General features: G+C 55.4%; 13 protein-coding genes. 6 read left to right on the top strand and 7 right to left on the bottom strand.

The window, feature by feature from the left end:
- On the top strand, positions 1–932 hold a 932-nt coding region (gene gap, locus KJ653_06575; GenBank protein ID MBU0685492.1), incomplete at its 5' end, for a type I glyceraldehyde-3-phosphate dehydrogenase.
- A gap of 115 nt (positions 933–1,047) precedes the next feature.
- On the opposite strand, the gene endA is transcribed toward gap, so the two are convergent.
- Positions 1,048–2,103, bottom strand: coding sequence for a tRNA-intron lyase (gene endA / locus KJ653_06570; protein ID MBU0685491.1), 1,056 nt, complete (start codon positions 2,101–2,103; stop codon positions 1,048–1,050).
- A gap of 450 nt (positions 2,104–2,553) precedes the next feature.
- Here endA and KJ653_06565 point away from each other — a divergent pair, with 450 nt between their 5' ends.
- From KJ653_06565 to KJ653_06555, 3 genes are all read left to right on the top strand, one after another.
- Positions 2,554–4,737 (top strand): CDC48 family AAA ATPase, encoded by a 2,184-nt coding sequence (locus KJ653_06565; GenBank protein ID MBU0685490.1) that lies wholly within the window; start codon positions 2,554–2,556, stop codon positions 4,735–4,737.
- Positions 4,738–4,805: 68 nt separating this feature from the next.
- Positions 4,806–5,765 (top strand): transcriptional regulator, encoded by a 960-nt coding sequence (locus KJ653_06560; protein ID MBU0685489.1) that lies wholly within the window; start codon positions 4,806–4,808, stop codon positions 5,763–5,765.
- A 2-nt stretch (positions 5,766–5,767) separates the two neighbouring features.
- Entirely contained in the window at positions 5,768–6,430 is a 663-nt protein-coding gene (locus KJ653_06555; protein ID MBU0685488.1) for a hypothetical protein, read from the top strand.
- Between the two features lie 17 nt (positions 6,431–6,447).
- Here the strand turns inward: KJ653_06555 and KJ653_06550 are convergent, their stop codons facing one another.
- Positions 6,448–9,849, bottom strand: coding sequence for a VCBS repeat-containing protein (locus KJ653_06550; protein MBU0685487.1), 3,402 nt, complete (start codon positions 9,847–9,849; stop codon positions 6,448–6,450).
- A gap of 174 nt (positions 9,850–10,023) precedes the next feature.
- Here KJ653_06550 and KJ653_06545 point away from each other — a divergent pair, with 174 nt between their 5' ends.
- The gene (locus KJ653_06545) at positions 10,024–11,157 is read left to right on the top strand and encodes a hypothetical protein (protein MBU0685486.1); all 1,134 of its coding nucleotides are present in this window, start codon (positions 10,024–10,026) and stop codon (positions 11,155–11,157) included.
- A 6-nt stretch (positions 11,158–11,163) separates the two neighbouring features.
- On the opposite strand, the gene KJ653_06540 is transcribed toward KJ653_06545, so the two are convergent.
- The 4 genes from KJ653_06540 to KJ653_06525 are packed head-to-tail and all read right to left on the bottom strand — an operon-like array spanning position 11,164 to position 13,339.
- Entirely contained in the window at positions 11,164–11,691 is a 528-nt protein-coding gene (locus KJ653_06540; GenBank protein MBU0685485.1) for a cob(I)yrinic acid a,c-diamide adenosyltransferase, read from the bottom strand.
- Between the two features lie 39 nt (positions 11,692–11,730).
- Positions 11,731–12,246: a DUF835 domain-containing protein gene (locus KJ653_06535; GenBank protein ID MBU0685484.1), complete on the bottom strand. Its 516-nt coding sequence runs from the start codon at positions 12,244–12,246 to the stop codon at positions 11,731–11,733.
- 9 nt (positions 12,247–12,255) lie between these two features.
- Positions 12,256–12,930: a hypothetical protein gene (locus tag KJ653_06530; protein ID MBU0685483.1), complete on the bottom strand. Its 675-nt coding sequence runs from the start codon at positions 12,928–12,930 to the stop codon at positions 12,256–12,258.
- A gap of 1 nt (position 12,931) precedes the next feature.
- The gene (locus KJ653_06525) at positions 12,932–13,339 is read right to left on the bottom strand and encodes a hypothetical protein (GenBank protein MBU0685482.1); all 408 of its coding nucleotides are present in this window, start codon (positions 13,337–13,339) and stop codon (positions 12,932–12,934) included.
- A 125-nt stretch (positions 13,340–13,464) separates the two neighbouring features.
- Here KJ653_06525 and cyaB point away from each other — a divergent pair, with 125 nt between their 5' ends.
- On the top strand, positions 13,465–13,989 hold the full coding sequence (gene cyaB, locus KJ653_06520) for a class IV adenylate cyclase (GenBank protein ID MBU0685481.1): 525 nt from the start codon (positions 13,465–13,467) through the stop codon (positions 13,987–13,989).
- A 101-nt stretch (positions 13,990–14,090) separates the two neighbouring features.
- Here the strand turns inward: cyaB and KJ653_06515 are convergent, their stop codons facing one another.
- Positions 14,091–14,339: a hypothetical protein gene (locus tag KJ653_06515; protein ID MBU0685480.1), complete on the bottom strand. Its 249-nt coding sequence runs from the start codon at positions 14,337–14,339 to the stop codon at positions 14,091–14,093.
- Positions 14,340–14,663: the final 324 nt, after the last annotated feature.

The following is a 14,663-nucleotide window of genomic DNA, read 5'->3' as shown; positions in this document are numbered from 1 at the left end:
GCAAGGATTTTGAAATAGTCGCTGTGAACGATATCGCGCCCATCGATTCGCTGGCCTACATGCTCAAGTGGGACTCGGTGTACGGGAAGCTGAACAAGGAGGTCAAGGTCGAGGGAACCTCGATCAACGTCGGTGGGAGGAAGCTCGAGATCACACAGGTCAAGGACCCTGGGGAGATACCCTGGAGAAAGCTCGGCGTCGATGTCGTGGTCGAATCCACAGGCCTGTTCACGGAGAAGGACAAGGCTGCGAAGCACCTTGCGGCAGGAGCAAGGAAGGTCCTCATCTCGGCTCCTGGCAAGGACGTCGATGTCACTCTCGTCCTGGGCGTCAACATGGAGGTGTACGACAAGGCGAAGCACAATGTCATCTCGATGGCGTCATGCACGACCGGTAGCCTGGCACCTCCAGCAAAGGTCCTCAACGACAACTTCGGGATCGAGAAGGGCATGATGACGACAGTCCATGCTTACACCGGAGACCAGAAGCTGATCGATATGCCGCACAAGGACTTCAGACGAGGCAGGGCGGCCTCCCTATCGATCATCCCGACCTCTACAGGGGCTGCGAAGGCGATCGGAGAGGTCATACCCGCGCTCAAGGGGAAGATGAACGGGCTCGCGCTAAGAGTGCCCACGCCGTTCGGCTCCATAACAGACCTGACATTCATCACGAAGCAGGAGGTCACTGTGGAGGATATCAACAAGGCGCTCATGGCAGCTGCCGAAGGCAAGATGAAGGGCGTCCTGGACTACGTGGCCGAGCCAATCGTTTCGACCGACATAATCGGCAACCCGCACTCTGCGGTCATAGACTCTCTCTCGACCATGGTCATCGGCGGCAAGGGCAACTTCGCAAAGATCCTGTCCTGGTATGACAACGAATGGGGCTACTCGAACAGGATCGTCGAGATGGCTCCGAAGCTGCTCTGAACATGCGGAGCACCTGGTCAACCATTAGTGCGTACCAGACCCCAGTCTGTCCTCTATCAACGGTGGTCGCCTGGAGGACCGAACTCCACATACAGGAGGGTAAGGCCGGGATAACCTAGGGCCTGTACCTGCTCAAACTGACATACTCGACTTCCTTGTTGGAGACTCTTCCGAGCAGGATCTCCTTCTTGACGCCGTGTGCAAGCCTTACTGCTCTGCTCACTTCGGGCCACATGGCCTTGTAATCCTTCGGAACAGCGTGGATGAGATACCGCGCATGCTGCTTCCCCGGGTCGCCTTCGTAGGCTCTGAAGTGCGAGCCGTACTTGAACCCTGTCTTGACGATCAGGCCCTTGCCTTTCAGGTCCTTGAACGCGTCAAGGCGCAGGTCGAAGTCCGGCTGCAGTTCCCTAGCGCGCTTCTTCAACGAGGCGAGAGCGACCGCCCGGTTTGTCTTCGCATCAGCGAGCTTTATGGCCCCGAGCTCCACCAGGAATGCGGCTTCGATGAGCGATAGCTGCAGCGTCGGGCCGATGAGCTTTCCGAAGTTGTGACCCCAGTGCAATGCTGAAGCCTGTTCCGGCTCGAGCACCAGGACGCGGTCCGCCATGAGGACACCGTCGACGACCTTGCTCAGGTCGACAGCCCCCAGACGTCCCTTTGGAGCTACCCGCCTCACCTCGTAGTATGTGACATCGCTCTCTTCGTCCACTACGGCCAGAAGGAGCTTCTTGCGGACATCGGTCGTGCGGTCGAGGTTCTCGAGAAGATCTCCCAGGTTGAACTCCCAGCGCTCGGATATCGCGGCGACCCACCACTTGCTCGGAGTCTTGTTCGGAGAGCCGCCCCTCGGGAAGACCCTGAAATCAAGAGGGGGCTGGCCGAGCTTGACTATGTATCCTCTTGATCTCAGCTCGCGATAGACCAGGTACCTGATCTCGAACCCCTCGGAGAGCTTGTGGGCGAGTCTCAGGAGGTCCCCGGCGGACATCTTCTTGTCACCCGTCAGGACCTCGAGCCTGTTGGATTCGACGAGGTATAGCGCTTCCATTAGGTCCAGCCTAACGGCTCCTCCTGACTGGGGCACGCCGTAGAATCCCTTGTTGTGTATCTGGCTGGCCTCAGCCTGTTCATCGACCAGGACCTCGGAGCCATTGAGCTGACCGGTCATCCGCGCGGCATATTGGCTTGGGTAGTTATTACTGTGTTTCCGGGCCCAGTAGCATGGACCTCCCTGAGAATTCTGATATATGGTCGGTGAACATCGAATCCTCCTGAGGAGGAAGTTGGGCGAGGCGGTGTTGGCAGTGGCCGTGGTTCTCAAGCTTGGGAGCCTCGTTCCGGCTTCCTTTCTCACCATTATCCTGAGGTAGTTGGATTATTGCTGCTGGCTACGCTGGCTACCAAATCCTTATAGCACAATATTCATATAGAAGTGCTAACATATTCAAATTTCGAGGCCCTGATACCTCTTCGAGATGTGGAGGAGTTGAACATGATTCGAAGGAAAGAGAGAGAAGAAGGGCTGGTGCCCATGGACTACAGAGGGCAGTGGCAGAACCCTACGAACCTCTTCCTATCTAGCGACCAGGACTAGCATTTCACGATACTGGTGTAATTCATGTCAAACAAGAAGGAGAAGATACTCAGGGTAGTCCAGGCGAAATCCGCTGACGACGGGAAGGGAATAGCCAGGATAGATCCTGCACTGATGAGGATACTCGAGCTCAGCCAGGGCGACACGGTCATCATCGAAGGCGCGAGGAACACGGCCGTAACTGTCTATCCGGGCTACCCGGAGGACGAGAACAGAGGCACGATCAGGATTGACGGGGCGATACGGAAGAATGCGGACGTCGGGCTCGACGAGAAGGTCGGGATAAGGAAGATCGTCCCGAAACCGGCGACCAAGGTGACTCTCGCGCCCACACAGCCGCTCAAGATCCTCGGTGGTGAGGAATACTTGGCGCAGTCACTGGAGGGACGCCCCATCGCCAAGGGGGACCTCATAGAGGTCAACATCATGGGCCGCAAGTTCGACCTCGTGGTCCAGAATTTCACACCGGCTGCAGAAGCTGGGTTGATACAGAATTTCACCAATGTGAAGCTGAGCGAGAAACCCGCAAAGCAGGAGGTTGCCAAGGGTCCGAAGGTAGCGTACGAGGACATAGGCGGCCTCAGGGACGAGGTCGATAAGGTCAGGGAGATGATCGAGCTACCCCTGAGGCACCCTGAACTGTTCGAGAAGCTCGGCGTCGAGGCGCCCAAGGGAGTGCTGCTCCACGGTCCCCCTGGCACAGGGAAGACGCTTCTGGCCAAGGCGGTCGCGTCGGAGACGAGCGCGAACTTCACGTCCATAAGCGGTCCCGAGATAATGAGCAAGTTCTACGGGGAGAGCGAGGAGCGGCTGAGGGAGATATTCAAGGAGGCCGCGGAGAATGCCCCGAGCATCATATTCATCGATGAGATCGATTCAATAGCACCCAAAAGGGATGAGGTAACTGCCGAGACCGAGCGCAGGATAGTCGCCCAGATCCTGGCACTCATGGATGGTCTGGAGGGCAGGGGCAAGGTCGTCGTGATTGGCGCGACGAACAGGCCGAACGCACTCGACCCGGCCATAAGGAGGCCCGGCAGGTTCGACAGGGAGATCGAGATCGGCATACCGGACAAGGAGGGCAGGCTCGAGATCCTGCAGATCCACACACGGGGCATGCCATTGGCAGATGACGTCGACCTGGTCCAGCTGGCCAACATGACCCACGGCTATGTGGGCGCCGACCTAGCGGCACTCGCCAGGGAGGCTGCTATGCGCGAGCTCAGGAAGATCCTGCCCACCATAGACCTCGAGTCAGATACGATCCCGATCGAGGTCCTGAACAATCTGCATGTAACCATGGCGGACTTCATGGACGCGTACAGGGAGATGCAGCCTTCGACACTGAGAGAGGTCCTGCTCGAGTCTCCCAATGTCAAGTGGGAGGACATCGGAGGGCTGGATGGGCCGAAGCAGGAATTGATGGAGTCTGTCGAGTGGCCCCTCAGATACGGCGCGCTGTTCAAGCACATGAACGCAGTCCCGCCGAAGGGGATTCTGTTGTACGGACCGCCTGGGACGGGCAAGACTCTGCTCGCAAAGGCCGTGGCGACGGAGAGCCAAGCCAACTTCATCTCAGTCAAGGGCCCTGAGTTCCTTTCGAAGTGGGTAGGTGAGAGCGAGAAGGCAGTCCGGGAGACATTCAGGAAGGCGCGACAGGCAGCACCGTGCGTGATATTCCTGGACGAGATGGACGCTATCACGCCTATGAGAGGTAGATCGAGCGACTCTGGAGTCACGGAGCGGGTGATAAGCCAGATACTCACGGAGATGGACGGACTCGAGCCTCTGCACAGTGTCGTGGTCATAGCGGCCACGAACCGGCCGGACATGATCGATCCGGCGCTCCTAAGGCCTGGCAGATTCGACAGGCTGGTGCTCATACCCCCGCCCGATCTGGAGGCGAGGAAGGAGATACTCAAGATTCACACCAAAGGAAAGCCCTTGGCTGACGACGTCGACCTGGACAAGCTAGCAGCCAAGATGGGGCTCTTCACAGGCGCGGAGATTGCCGCCGTCTGCAACGAGGCCATGATGCTTGCGATTAGAGACTATGTCCTCGATGGAAGAGATCCGGAGGAGGACAAGATCAAGGACGTCAAGGTCGGGATGAAGTACTTCGAGAAGGCCATGGACAAAGTCGAGCCCATGAGCGAAACCGAACTGAAGAAGTATGAGAAGATGTCCATGAACACCATGTACAGATGACCCAACATGAATGCAATCTTCAAATCGGACGAAGCGATATCTGACACCTAGGAGAACAGGAAGGACCCATGGCTGTAAGAAGGGAGGAGCTACTCACAAGACTGCGGGAGACCCTCGCAAAGGTCGGGTTCTTCATCTCGGACCCACACAACATACGGAGCATAAGCTTCGACATCATCGCACGCAGGGACAAAGAACTCCTGATCATCAAGGCGCTAACTAACATCGACTCGCTATCTGGCGACGATGCCGAGGAGCTCAGGATCCTCGCAACGACTCTTGTAGGCAGCCCGATGGTCATAGGCCTGCATTCCAGCTCCGCCAAGTTGGACCACGGGATCCTGTACTCAAGGTTCGGCATACCGATCATCTCGGAGGCGACATTCCATGAGCACATGCTCGAGGGTGTGCCACCGTTCGTGTATGCCGCCCCCGGCGGCCTCTACGTCCGGCTTGACGGTGAGCTCCTGCGAAAAATCAGAGAGGACAGGAACATATCATTGGGCATGCTGGCCGAGATAGCAGGTGTTTCGAGGAAGGCCATCCAGATGTACGAGAGCGGCATGGGAGCGATGGTGGAGATCGCAGCCAAGCTCGAAGAGTATCTGAACGAGCCCATTGTCGTGCCTCTGAATCCATTTTCTTACACGCTCGAAGTCGCCAAGATCCTGAGGACTTTCGACGAGTTCAAAGGCCTCAACAGGGACGTCTTCGAGATGCTCAAGGAGATTGGCTACTCAGTAACGCCCACCATCAGATGTCCGTTCGACGCGCTTGCGAGCGAAGAGGATGTCCTTCTGCTGACTGGGGTGGAGGATAACGTCAAGATGATGGCAAGGAAGGCCAGGGTAGTAGGTAACATATCGAGGGTCACCGAGAAGAAGTCCGTCATCTTCGTAGGGGAGAAAACCTCTATCCAATCGATAGAAGGAACGCCCCTGATAACGGAGGACGAGCTGCGAAGGGCAGACGACGCTGACGATGTCCTGGAGCTCATCCTACAGCGCGAGAAGAGGAAGAAGGCATAATCGTGGAGACAATCAAGATAGACGGCTGCACGGTCCACATTCTCGGCGTGATCAAAGGACTGAAATCCGAGACCGAGAAGGTGCGGAGGGCATTTCAGGAAAGCAGACCGGACATGGTTGCGATTTCCCTCTCAAAGGAAGAGATCGAGGGCCTGAAGAATATACCTGATGACTACGAGCCCGAGCTGTCAAGATACGAACAAATCTATGTTGAAGGGCTCGGAAGATTCGGAGAGGTTGCGGCCCCTCCACCCTGCTACGTTGCCACCCTGGAGCTCGCACAGCACGAGGGCATCCCTATCGTTCCTGTTGACCTGGACGAAGAATCCTACACGCAACTCTACTGCGCTGTAGTCCCAGGAACGGCGCTGTTCAGACACTCCACCCGAACATGGTTGCTGAAGAGGAGGACTTTCAGCGACGACAGCCCTGAGGAGTTCGTATTGGCCTGGGACAAGGCTGTGAACAACATGGAAGGGTTCAGGACAATCGAGCGTAAGCGTGCAGAGACCATGGCAAAGGGAATCATCGGGAGCTGCATAACGTCGAAGAGCCTCCTAGCCGTAATTGAACTGGAGAGGGCGAACGATGTCTCGAACATCATCGCTGAGACATTGCGGTCCCGCCATTGCCCCGTCAATGAAAGGCCTTTGAAAGAGGTTTGAGCGGGCGCTCTCTAAGGTCACTTGTATAGATTGCATGCGGCCGCATACGTAATCGCACCCGATCCACCGGCTACACCCAGATCAGTCTCCGTGAAGAAGAAGGTGGATGGGTACAGGTTCATGAAGAACCCGACTTTAGTCAGAGTGCCCTGCACAGCCGTGACGTTGCAGACCAGTATGTCTGTGTAACCGTCACCGTTGATGTCGGTCGCGTCGAACAGTGTCGGGGCGGAGTACGTCATAAGGGCGTTGCTGCTCCGGACGTAGAAGTTGGCGTCTGTAAACGACCAGCCAGAGAGTACTGTCTTGTTCGTGTACACCTTCCATAGACCATCCTTGGCGACGACGGTCTCGAGGTATCCGCGACCGTCGATGTTCGCTGCTCGGACACATGTGTAGACCGTAGGCGAGTCGCTCACAACCTGGTACCTGCTAGTTGTGTACTTGCCAAAAATGCTAGAGAGCACACCCACCGAATCTATCTCAACCTGGTCAATATGAGTGCCAGCAGTAGATGTCGATGAGTCCGTAATCCTCAGGTAGAAATTCTTGTTGGCAACTGTCGACGGTAGCGAAAAGGTATAGTTAACGAACGCGCCGCCAAGGTTGTTTATCGTGAATGCCAGCGTGTATGCGCCATAACCGCCAGCATCCGTCGAGTACCAGACGTAGAAGACCTCGGTGTTGGTCGCCAAGAGTCTCGCGTTCACGAACAGAACCTGCTGCGGATCGTTTGCGAGCGTGGTCAAGAACTTCATCCTTGCATCAACTGAGCCGATCGGGGCTTGTGTCTGGTTCTCGGCGAGTTTCAGGGCAATGCCATCTTTGATCTTGGTGTTCGTGACTGTTGTTCCGCCAATGACCTTGCCGCTCACAAGGCGTGGAATCCAATTTGCCAAGGTATCATCCAACAACTTGTTGTTCGGGGCCAGATTGTCAGTGTAGTTGTTCACCCATACTCCATTCACGGCAGCCGCGCCACCTGTCCCCACAGTAAGTATGTCGGGACGGCCATCCAAGTTCGTATCGGCAACATCAAAATCGGTGATGCCAGATGTTGTGTCCGGATCTGGGATCTTGGCGATTTCCACGGGTAGTGCGGTTCCCCACTTCGACAGATCGTGGACATAGATCTTGGCACCGGCTAGGATAATCAGGTCCGCCTTGTCATCGCCATTCATATCTCTCAGCATGATCTTCCTGACGACGGTCGCGCCATAGTCCTTGTAGATGACAGGTGTCATACCGTATGTGTTGTTGTAGATGACTATTCTGTTGGCGGTAGCTCCCGAAGAGCTAACGTACGCGAAGTCCTGGGCTCCGTCGCCATTGATATCGCCCACAGTGATCCACTTGATGTTGTTGGTTGGATCACCAACGGGCCTGGGCATTCTGCTGCCGTCTTGCCATGTGCCTAAAGAGTTGATGCTGTTCCTGTAGTACAGAAGCTCGCCGCCTTTCTGGCCAGTCAGCATATCCTTGGATCCATCACCGCTCAAATCACCAACAGCCATCGAAAGAACCTCATACGTAGTCTTATCAGTGGGAGTGTTCTGGTAGTTGAATAGGTCGATTCGAGTGAAGAAGTTGTTATTCTCAATGTATGTCAAATAGCCCCTGACGTCGAAGTTCTGGTGGCCAACGTTCACGCCATCTTCACCGAGGAAGAAGTCTGCGCGGCTGCCATCGGCCTTGACGAATATCTGCTGGGAAAGCGAATAGACTCCCTCGTTCGCGTCCGAGAATTTCGCCATAAGCAGCGTGTATGCGCCCGTACCTCCAAACCACTGGTTCCCGTTCGAATACCGCAGATCAACATCAAATTTGTAGGCTGTGGCGTTTGCCCGAGACAGCGCAGAGATCATAGGGCCTGCATAGCCGGGCTTACCGTACAGTTGGGATCCGCCCGTCATGTCGGTGACTCTAACCTCCTCGCTGTAGGGGGCAGGGGATGCCTGTGCATCAATGACCTTCACGCTCGCATAGACCATGAAAGTTCCACCAGAGATGTCAAAGGGCATCGTCTTGCCGCCCCAGAGAATCGTCCTGGCAGCATCCTTGAATAGCCAAACGCCGGGGATAAAGGACACCGGAGAGTCCTCCTGACCAATTACTATATACTGTCTCGTCTCGAACCGCTCAAATGTGCCAGCCACCGCTCCGTGGCTGGATAGTACTATTTCAAGAGTATACGACCCTGGCGGCAATAGGTCGGTGTAGAACTTGGCCTCGTACACGAAGGCGCTACTGCTAGCAGCGTAGGGATAGAACGGGGCCGAGCGGGTGCTAGACAGGTTATAGTTCACTGCATACGCACCACCAGTCCTGGTGTCAGATATCACCATTATGTTTGCGCCAAGAATATTGGTCATTCGCAGGCTTGCGACCCTGACAAATACCGTCTCGTCCTTCACGAAGAGCGTCTTGGGCTTGCTGGTGTTGGCCACGCCCGGCGCCGAGTGGTCTTCCTCATATATGCCGAATCCTTGGCCACTAGCTGGGCTGGACCATGTCAGGTACGCGGGCAAGCCGCCCTCGCCCACCGCCCCTCCTTGGATCTCAATCGTTTTGTTTGTGAATTGTGTATCCGTCGGCAACTGAGTGACTGTCATGACGAAGGTCGATACGGACTGGAAGCCTGTCTGGTCCCATGCGTGGATCATTATTGTCTGTCCATCCAAATCACGCGCACTCAGGTTTCTAGTCAGAATGTCGCTGAAATCCCATCTGAAGATGTTCCCACTCGGCGGTTGGGGCGTCCTATGGCTTGCACCAGGCGAATCTGTCTCAAGCTGCGATGAGTCTATCCATATGCCGTCGTCCGTATCCAGATTGTTATCGGGATCCACAATCGTTACGAAAAGGCTGAAATCCTGCCATTCGCGAACTGGGTCGGCCGTCGGTGTGGTCGGATCAGAGTCGACATATCTCTGCAATATATTCGGCGGGCTTCTGCCGCTACCTCCGGTCACCTGGCTAGACCAGACCGCCGAGTGCTTCACGTTGTCGACGACCGTCACCGTAATAGAGCTCGTGTAGCTGGTATCAGTTAGGGCCACCGTCCAAGATTGTCCGGTAGACCATTGAGTGGTATTCTTGAGGCCGTAGACCGGATTAGATAGGTCGTACCTCGTGTTCAGGTTGTTGACATCGACCAGCATGAAGGTGTCCTTGGTCTTCATCACCGCGCCACCAGCGTGTGTCACGGTCAGGTTGGCGGTTGTGCCTGAGGGCGAGAAGGAAACGGATGCGGAGAAGTCCGCCTTCGTTGCCTGCTCTGGAACCGGCATCTGTTGAACGAATGCCATTATTCCGCTGAACAAAATGATGGTTATCATTAGGATCAGGATGTTGCCGATGATCTCGGATACACCTTCATCCTCTTTCCAAGACTTCCTCTTCCTGACATCGAAGTTCATATTCTCGGTCCTCCGGGGGCGGAGAGAACACTCAGCTATCATCCAATTCAACGTGTTGGACCGTATATAAACGTGTTGAGGTCATTACCAATTACCAGTCAAGGAATTCCAAGTGGTTCAGCCCGTCGCAAAAACCAGCACGGTTATATAAGCACATGGGCATCATAACGTACGATGCCCGAGTCTGGCCAGCTCAGCGTGAATGACAGGGTGCTTCTTCATCTAATGAGGTTCGCGACGGACGTCCAACCTGAAGAGTACCTCGCCGAGTGCACGCAGGCGGGGATAGCATTCGCGGTGGGCATATCGCGCACGCACGTCCCGCGCGCTGTGAAGGGGCTGATCAAGGACGGGCACGTTGAGGAACTCACCGCGAGGGTCAAAGGACACGAGCGGCGGATGAACGTTTACGCAATCACGGCTGAGGGGCTGAAGAATGCGGAGAATCTGTGGCGTGCCGCGCTCGACGATGTCTTCACGGTCATCACCGAAGGCGAGACCGTCCGGATGATTGGGAAGGATATCGAGTCCAAAATCGGCAAGAAGAGGGCGGTCGCCGCGGTCTCGCAGATGAGAGATGGGGTCGTGCGCGTGGACGAGAACAGGCCCATGCCAGTGCGCGATCTCAAAGATGCTCCCGCACTTGAGGCGTTCTATGGGAGGGAAGCGGAGCTCGCTGCAATAGACGAGTTCATGGATTCCGACGCAAAAGTGCTTGTCGCGCTCGGCAACAGGGGTTCCGGCACGACGGCCCTAGCCAGGAATTTCGTGGAGGGTCTGGAGGACCAGGACACTCTCTGGATACCGCTGACCGCCTCCTCGACTGTGAAACACATCGAGTCGAAGCTTGTCGATTTCGGAAGGAATGTCAGGAAGAGCGTGGAAGGGCTGCAGGATGTCTTGAGGCTAGAGAACGCGACCTTCGTGTTTGACGATTACTTCTCTGTCAGCGATGAAGTTGTCGAGTTCTTCGCCGCGCTCGTGGACTCTGTTGAAGATGCCAAAGTCGTAGTTACGGCCCGACAGGAGACCCCGGCCTACAACTGGTTCTACCAGAGGAAGCACATAGATTCCGGCATCGTCCGAGAACTTAAAATCAAGGGCCTAGACCAAGTCGGTGCCAAGAAACTCTTGGGGAATGATTCAATCGAGAGGGATGCGCTCAGAAGGATCCTCATGATGACCCATTCGCAACCGATGGTCCTGAGGATGCTCAAAGAAGGAGATTTCAACGGTCTGAAGAAGAACACGCCCTTCACAGCTGAGGAGATCCGCTATCTCCTGTTCCTGAAAGACAAGACTCAATGAGGATGGCTACCATTCGATGCCTTCGCGCGCGATGAGCCCGGCATCGAAGGGATGTTTCTTGCTTTCAATCATCGAAACATAGTCCGCATATTCTATGAACTCTACGGGCGCATTTCTTCCGGTCAGGACGACCTCGACCCCTCTTCCTCTGGATCTTAGAGCACCCATGACCTCATCGGCGCTGAGAAGACCGAATGACACGACTGTATTGACCTCGTCCAAAACGACGAGCTGGTAACTGCCGTCGGAGAGGACTCTCTTCGCATGCTCAAGTCCTTCCCTGGCCTTTTCTTTGTCCTCGTTCGTGATGTGCTTCGAATCGACGAACGATCCGGATCCGTACTGAGCCACATCGATATTACCGAGACGACGCGCCGAGACAACCTCGCCAGACGTTTCCCCGGCCTTCATGAACTGGACTATGCATACTTTGAGGCCGTGACCTGCTGCCCTCATCGCAAGACCGAAGGCGGCGGTTGTCTTGCCCTTGCCACGGCCTGTGAGAACATGCACCTTCCCGAGCTCTTCTGACATAGACACACCTGGAGGCACTTGCTACTAGAAAAACCGAAGCTAACCGAAAACATCGCTGCTGTCAGGTCTGGCCTCTCCTGGCAGAGCGAACTCCCTCTCCAGCAGCCCTAGCTGCTGCGTCTCGAAGGTCCTAGGGTCTATGGGGACCAGAAGGAACGACCCCGACATGGCGACCTCCTCGTTCGTCAGCTGAATCGCCTTCATGACGGGGGCGAAACCGTTCTCCGTTATCAGATACTCGAGCCCGTCCAACAGCACGACAGATCCAGAGTTCGTTTTGATGAAATCGGAGATAGTGCTATGGATCTTCATCAGACGCGTAGGCTCGAGGCTTATGACTCCTCCAGTGGGCTTAGACGCCTTTGCAATCCACATGATTGGGCAGTCCAAGCTGTACAGCTGCTGCACGCGGCTGGGGTGAGATCGAGTTATCACCAGGCCGCGCCTGCCCTCTGATACGAGCTTCTTGAAAGCATCGAATGCGCGGGCTACGCCCTTTTCCGTGAAAAGGTACGAGCTCCCGCTTTTTAGAGTAGGCTCCTCCTCGTTGCTCATGAAACGGTTCTACCTCAGGCCAGCCTGTACTGCGAGGCCCTCGTCCGTTATATCTATCAGCTGCCTGCCTGTAGTGTGCTTTGTCCCTCTCATTTTGAGGACCTCGAGGAACTTTCTCCTGACCTTCTCTTCTTCGGGATAGGACAGCACGACTACGCCGTCGACCATGTACGATTCTTGGCTGTGCGGAATGTCATCGTACGACAGCTCGGCGGTCACAAGAGCGAGGCAGTTGAAAGCCTTCAGATAAGCGAACAGCTCATGCATGAACTCCCTAGTCTCGCCTCTCCACTGAAGCATGTCAGTCATCGGCGTGATAGGGTCGATGACGATCCTGAGCGGCTGGTATTGCTCGATCTTCTTCTTTATGATGTTCAGCATGTCACTTGGGTTCTTCATCAGTGTCGGGCCGATATCGATGAAGTTCACGGTTCCTTTCTCGACGAGCTCTTGGCTGTAGAACGAGAAGGACGACAGAAACTTCTGGACGAGCCATTGCGGTTCTGATATGGCCGTGATGTAGAGTCCCTTCTCGCCCTCTCGAGCGCCGTGAAAGAGGCTCTGTACCGCGAGAGTTGTCTTGCCGGTACCAGGCTCACCTGCAACCAGGATCGCGGAAGGGAACGGAAACCCTCCTTGGAGCATCCCGTCAAGACCCGGAATGCCCGTGGTCTTACGGGTCATCTCAGAGCACCTCCGTGTCTATGACGAACACGCACTTGTCATCTCCCTTGGAAACACACTTGCGCTCATGACAGTAGACATCCTTGCCCGCCCGCTCCTCGAACACCTTTGCCAGGATGCCCCTGAGCATGTGACATGTCGGCGAATCGGCACTCGATGCCTCGATCGAGCCGACGACGGTTATGGTATCGCCCTCGAAGGTGATGTCCGTGACCCAGCCTTCCTTAACAAGCGATTCCTTGAGCCTGAGGAGCTCCGTGCCCGAGCTCCTGATGAGCGTGTCGCCTATGATACGGCCGCTCCTGTAGAACATCCCGTGGGATGCGAAGGTCATGACCGTCTCGTACAACCTCTTGATCTCAACGAGCTCCTCCCTGCGGAGCTTTATGCTGCGCTCTGGTTGCTCCATACAATCCACCTGGTCCAGGAAGCCATCTATCTATAAATCGAGACTTATAACTTTTGGTACGAGTTCGCCGGACGCACTGGCTGGCTCAAACAGGTTAATGTAGTTCCTTACGCTTCTGACGGGCCGTGATAGAGGTCGAGTTGAAATTTCGGTCCCCTGGCAACGAGAAGATAGAGAAAGCACTAGTCAAGCTGGGGGCCAAGCAGATCTCCAACGGACCGATAGAGGACTTCTACTTCGCACACCCGTCAAGAGATTTCGGGAAGACGGACGAGGCCCTGCGGCTAAGGAAGCGGGAGGACGGGGCCGAGCTGACCTATAAAGGGCCTAGGATGCACGCGGACGGAGCGAAGGCCAGGGAGGAGATCACTCTCAAGACGGACAATCCTCTGACCATGCAGAGGATTGTCGAGAGACTGGGATTCAAGGAGTCATATGTTTTGAGAAAGACCAGGACCAGTTATCTGTTGGACAAGCTCAGGGTGGATATCGACGACGTGGAAGGACTAGGCGAGTTTGTGGAGCTCGAGGTCTTGACGGAGTCCCCTGAAAGGTCCAAGCAGCTTCTCGAGCTCGCTAGGGCCGAGCTGGGCCTGGAGAAGCTAGAGCCAAAGACTTACCTCGAGATGATCATAGAGAAGCAGTCATAACACGGAAGCGTAAGAGAAGTTGAAAAGAGAATAAACGGAGCGTCTACTCCGTCTTGGAGTTTCTGGCCTGAACTTCCATCGATCGCGAGATCGAAGAGACTTCAGAGCTTGTTGATCTTCTCGGTCACGAATGCCTTGATCGCCGGATCGTCAGGGATCGTTATGGATTTCTTGTACTTCTCGCTTCCATCAGGGAGGAAGTAACCCCTGGACACTGAGATGAACTCGCTGTCCCCCTCGTCAGTTATCGCCTTCTTCCGTGCCACTTCCAAGAAGTTGTTCTTCCCAAACGGGATCTTCTCGGCGCTCAACGTTTCAAACCGCACCTTTGTTTCCTTCTCATCGTCCATTCGGTTGCCTCCGTAGAATAGGCGGCTCTCGAATATTGTCAACTGATATAAACTTTCGTCGCGGCGGATCGTACGTCGGAACGACAATGAACCAGTCTGGACGTTAGTCCGGTTTTCAAACCACGCGGACAGTTGCTTCGCAAGGTCTGCCCGGATTCCGAACAGCAACCAGACGGAATACGATAATGGGTTCTGTAACGTTATCGGGTGGTGTCTGATGCTGGTCAAGACGTTGCACCCGCGTCACTCGTTCCATTCGGCTCCGACCGTGCGGCCATCGCTGGCTCGTATAGGATCATCATCACGTCATGCTGGAACGCGCCG

This window comes from Candidatus Thermoplasmatota archaeon, assembly GCA_018814355.1.
GTDB lineage: Archaea > Thermoplasmatota > Thermoplasmata > UBA10834 > UBA10834 > COMBO-56-21.
Note: the sequence above shows the minus strand (reverse complement) of the source record. Positions and strands in the feature narration are given on the sequence as shown.

Bases quoted from the DNA above. Each gene is read 5' to 3' on its own strand.
- endA (MBU0685491.1), bottom strand. From the start codon at position 2,103: ATGACCGGTCAGCTCAATGGCTCCGAGGTCCTGGTCGATGAACAGGCT.
- KJ653_06515 (MBU0685480.1), bottom strand. From the start codon at position 14,339: ATGGACGATGAGAAGGAAACAAAGGTGCGGTTTGAAACGTTGAGCGCC.
- KJ653_06530 (MBU0685483.1), bottom strand. From the start codon at position 12,930: ATGACCCGTAAGACCACGGGCATTCCGGGTCTTGACGGGATGCTCCAA.
- KJ653_06535 (MBU0685484.1), bottom strand. From the start codon at position 12,246: ATGAGCAACGAGGAGGAGCCTACTCTAAAAAGCGGGAGCTCGTACCTT.
- KJ653_06565 (MBU0685490.1), top strand. From the start codon at position 2,554: ATGTCAAACAAGAAGGAGAAGATACTCAGGGTAGTCCAGGCGAAATCC.
- KJ653_06525 (MBU0685482.1), bottom strand. From the start codon at position 13,339: ATGGAGCAACCAGAGCGCAGCATAAAGCTCCGCAGGGAGGAGCTCGTT.
- KJ653_06540 (MBU0685485.1), bottom strand. From the start codon at position 11,691: ATGTCAGAAGAGCTCGGGAAGGTGCATGTTCTCACAGGCCGTGGCAAG.
- KJ653_06550 (MBU0685487.1), bottom strand. From the start codon at position 9,849: ATGAACTTCGATGTCAGGAAGAGGAAGTCTTGGAAAGAGGATGAAGGT.
- KJ653_06560 (MBU0685489.1), top strand. From the start codon at position 4,806: ATGGCTGTAAGAAGGGAGGAGCTACTCACAAGACTGCGGGAGACCCTC.
- KJ653_06545 (MBU0685486.1), top strand. From the start codon at position 10,024: ATGCCCGAGTCTGGCCAGCTCAGCGTGAATGACAGGGTGCTTCTTCAT.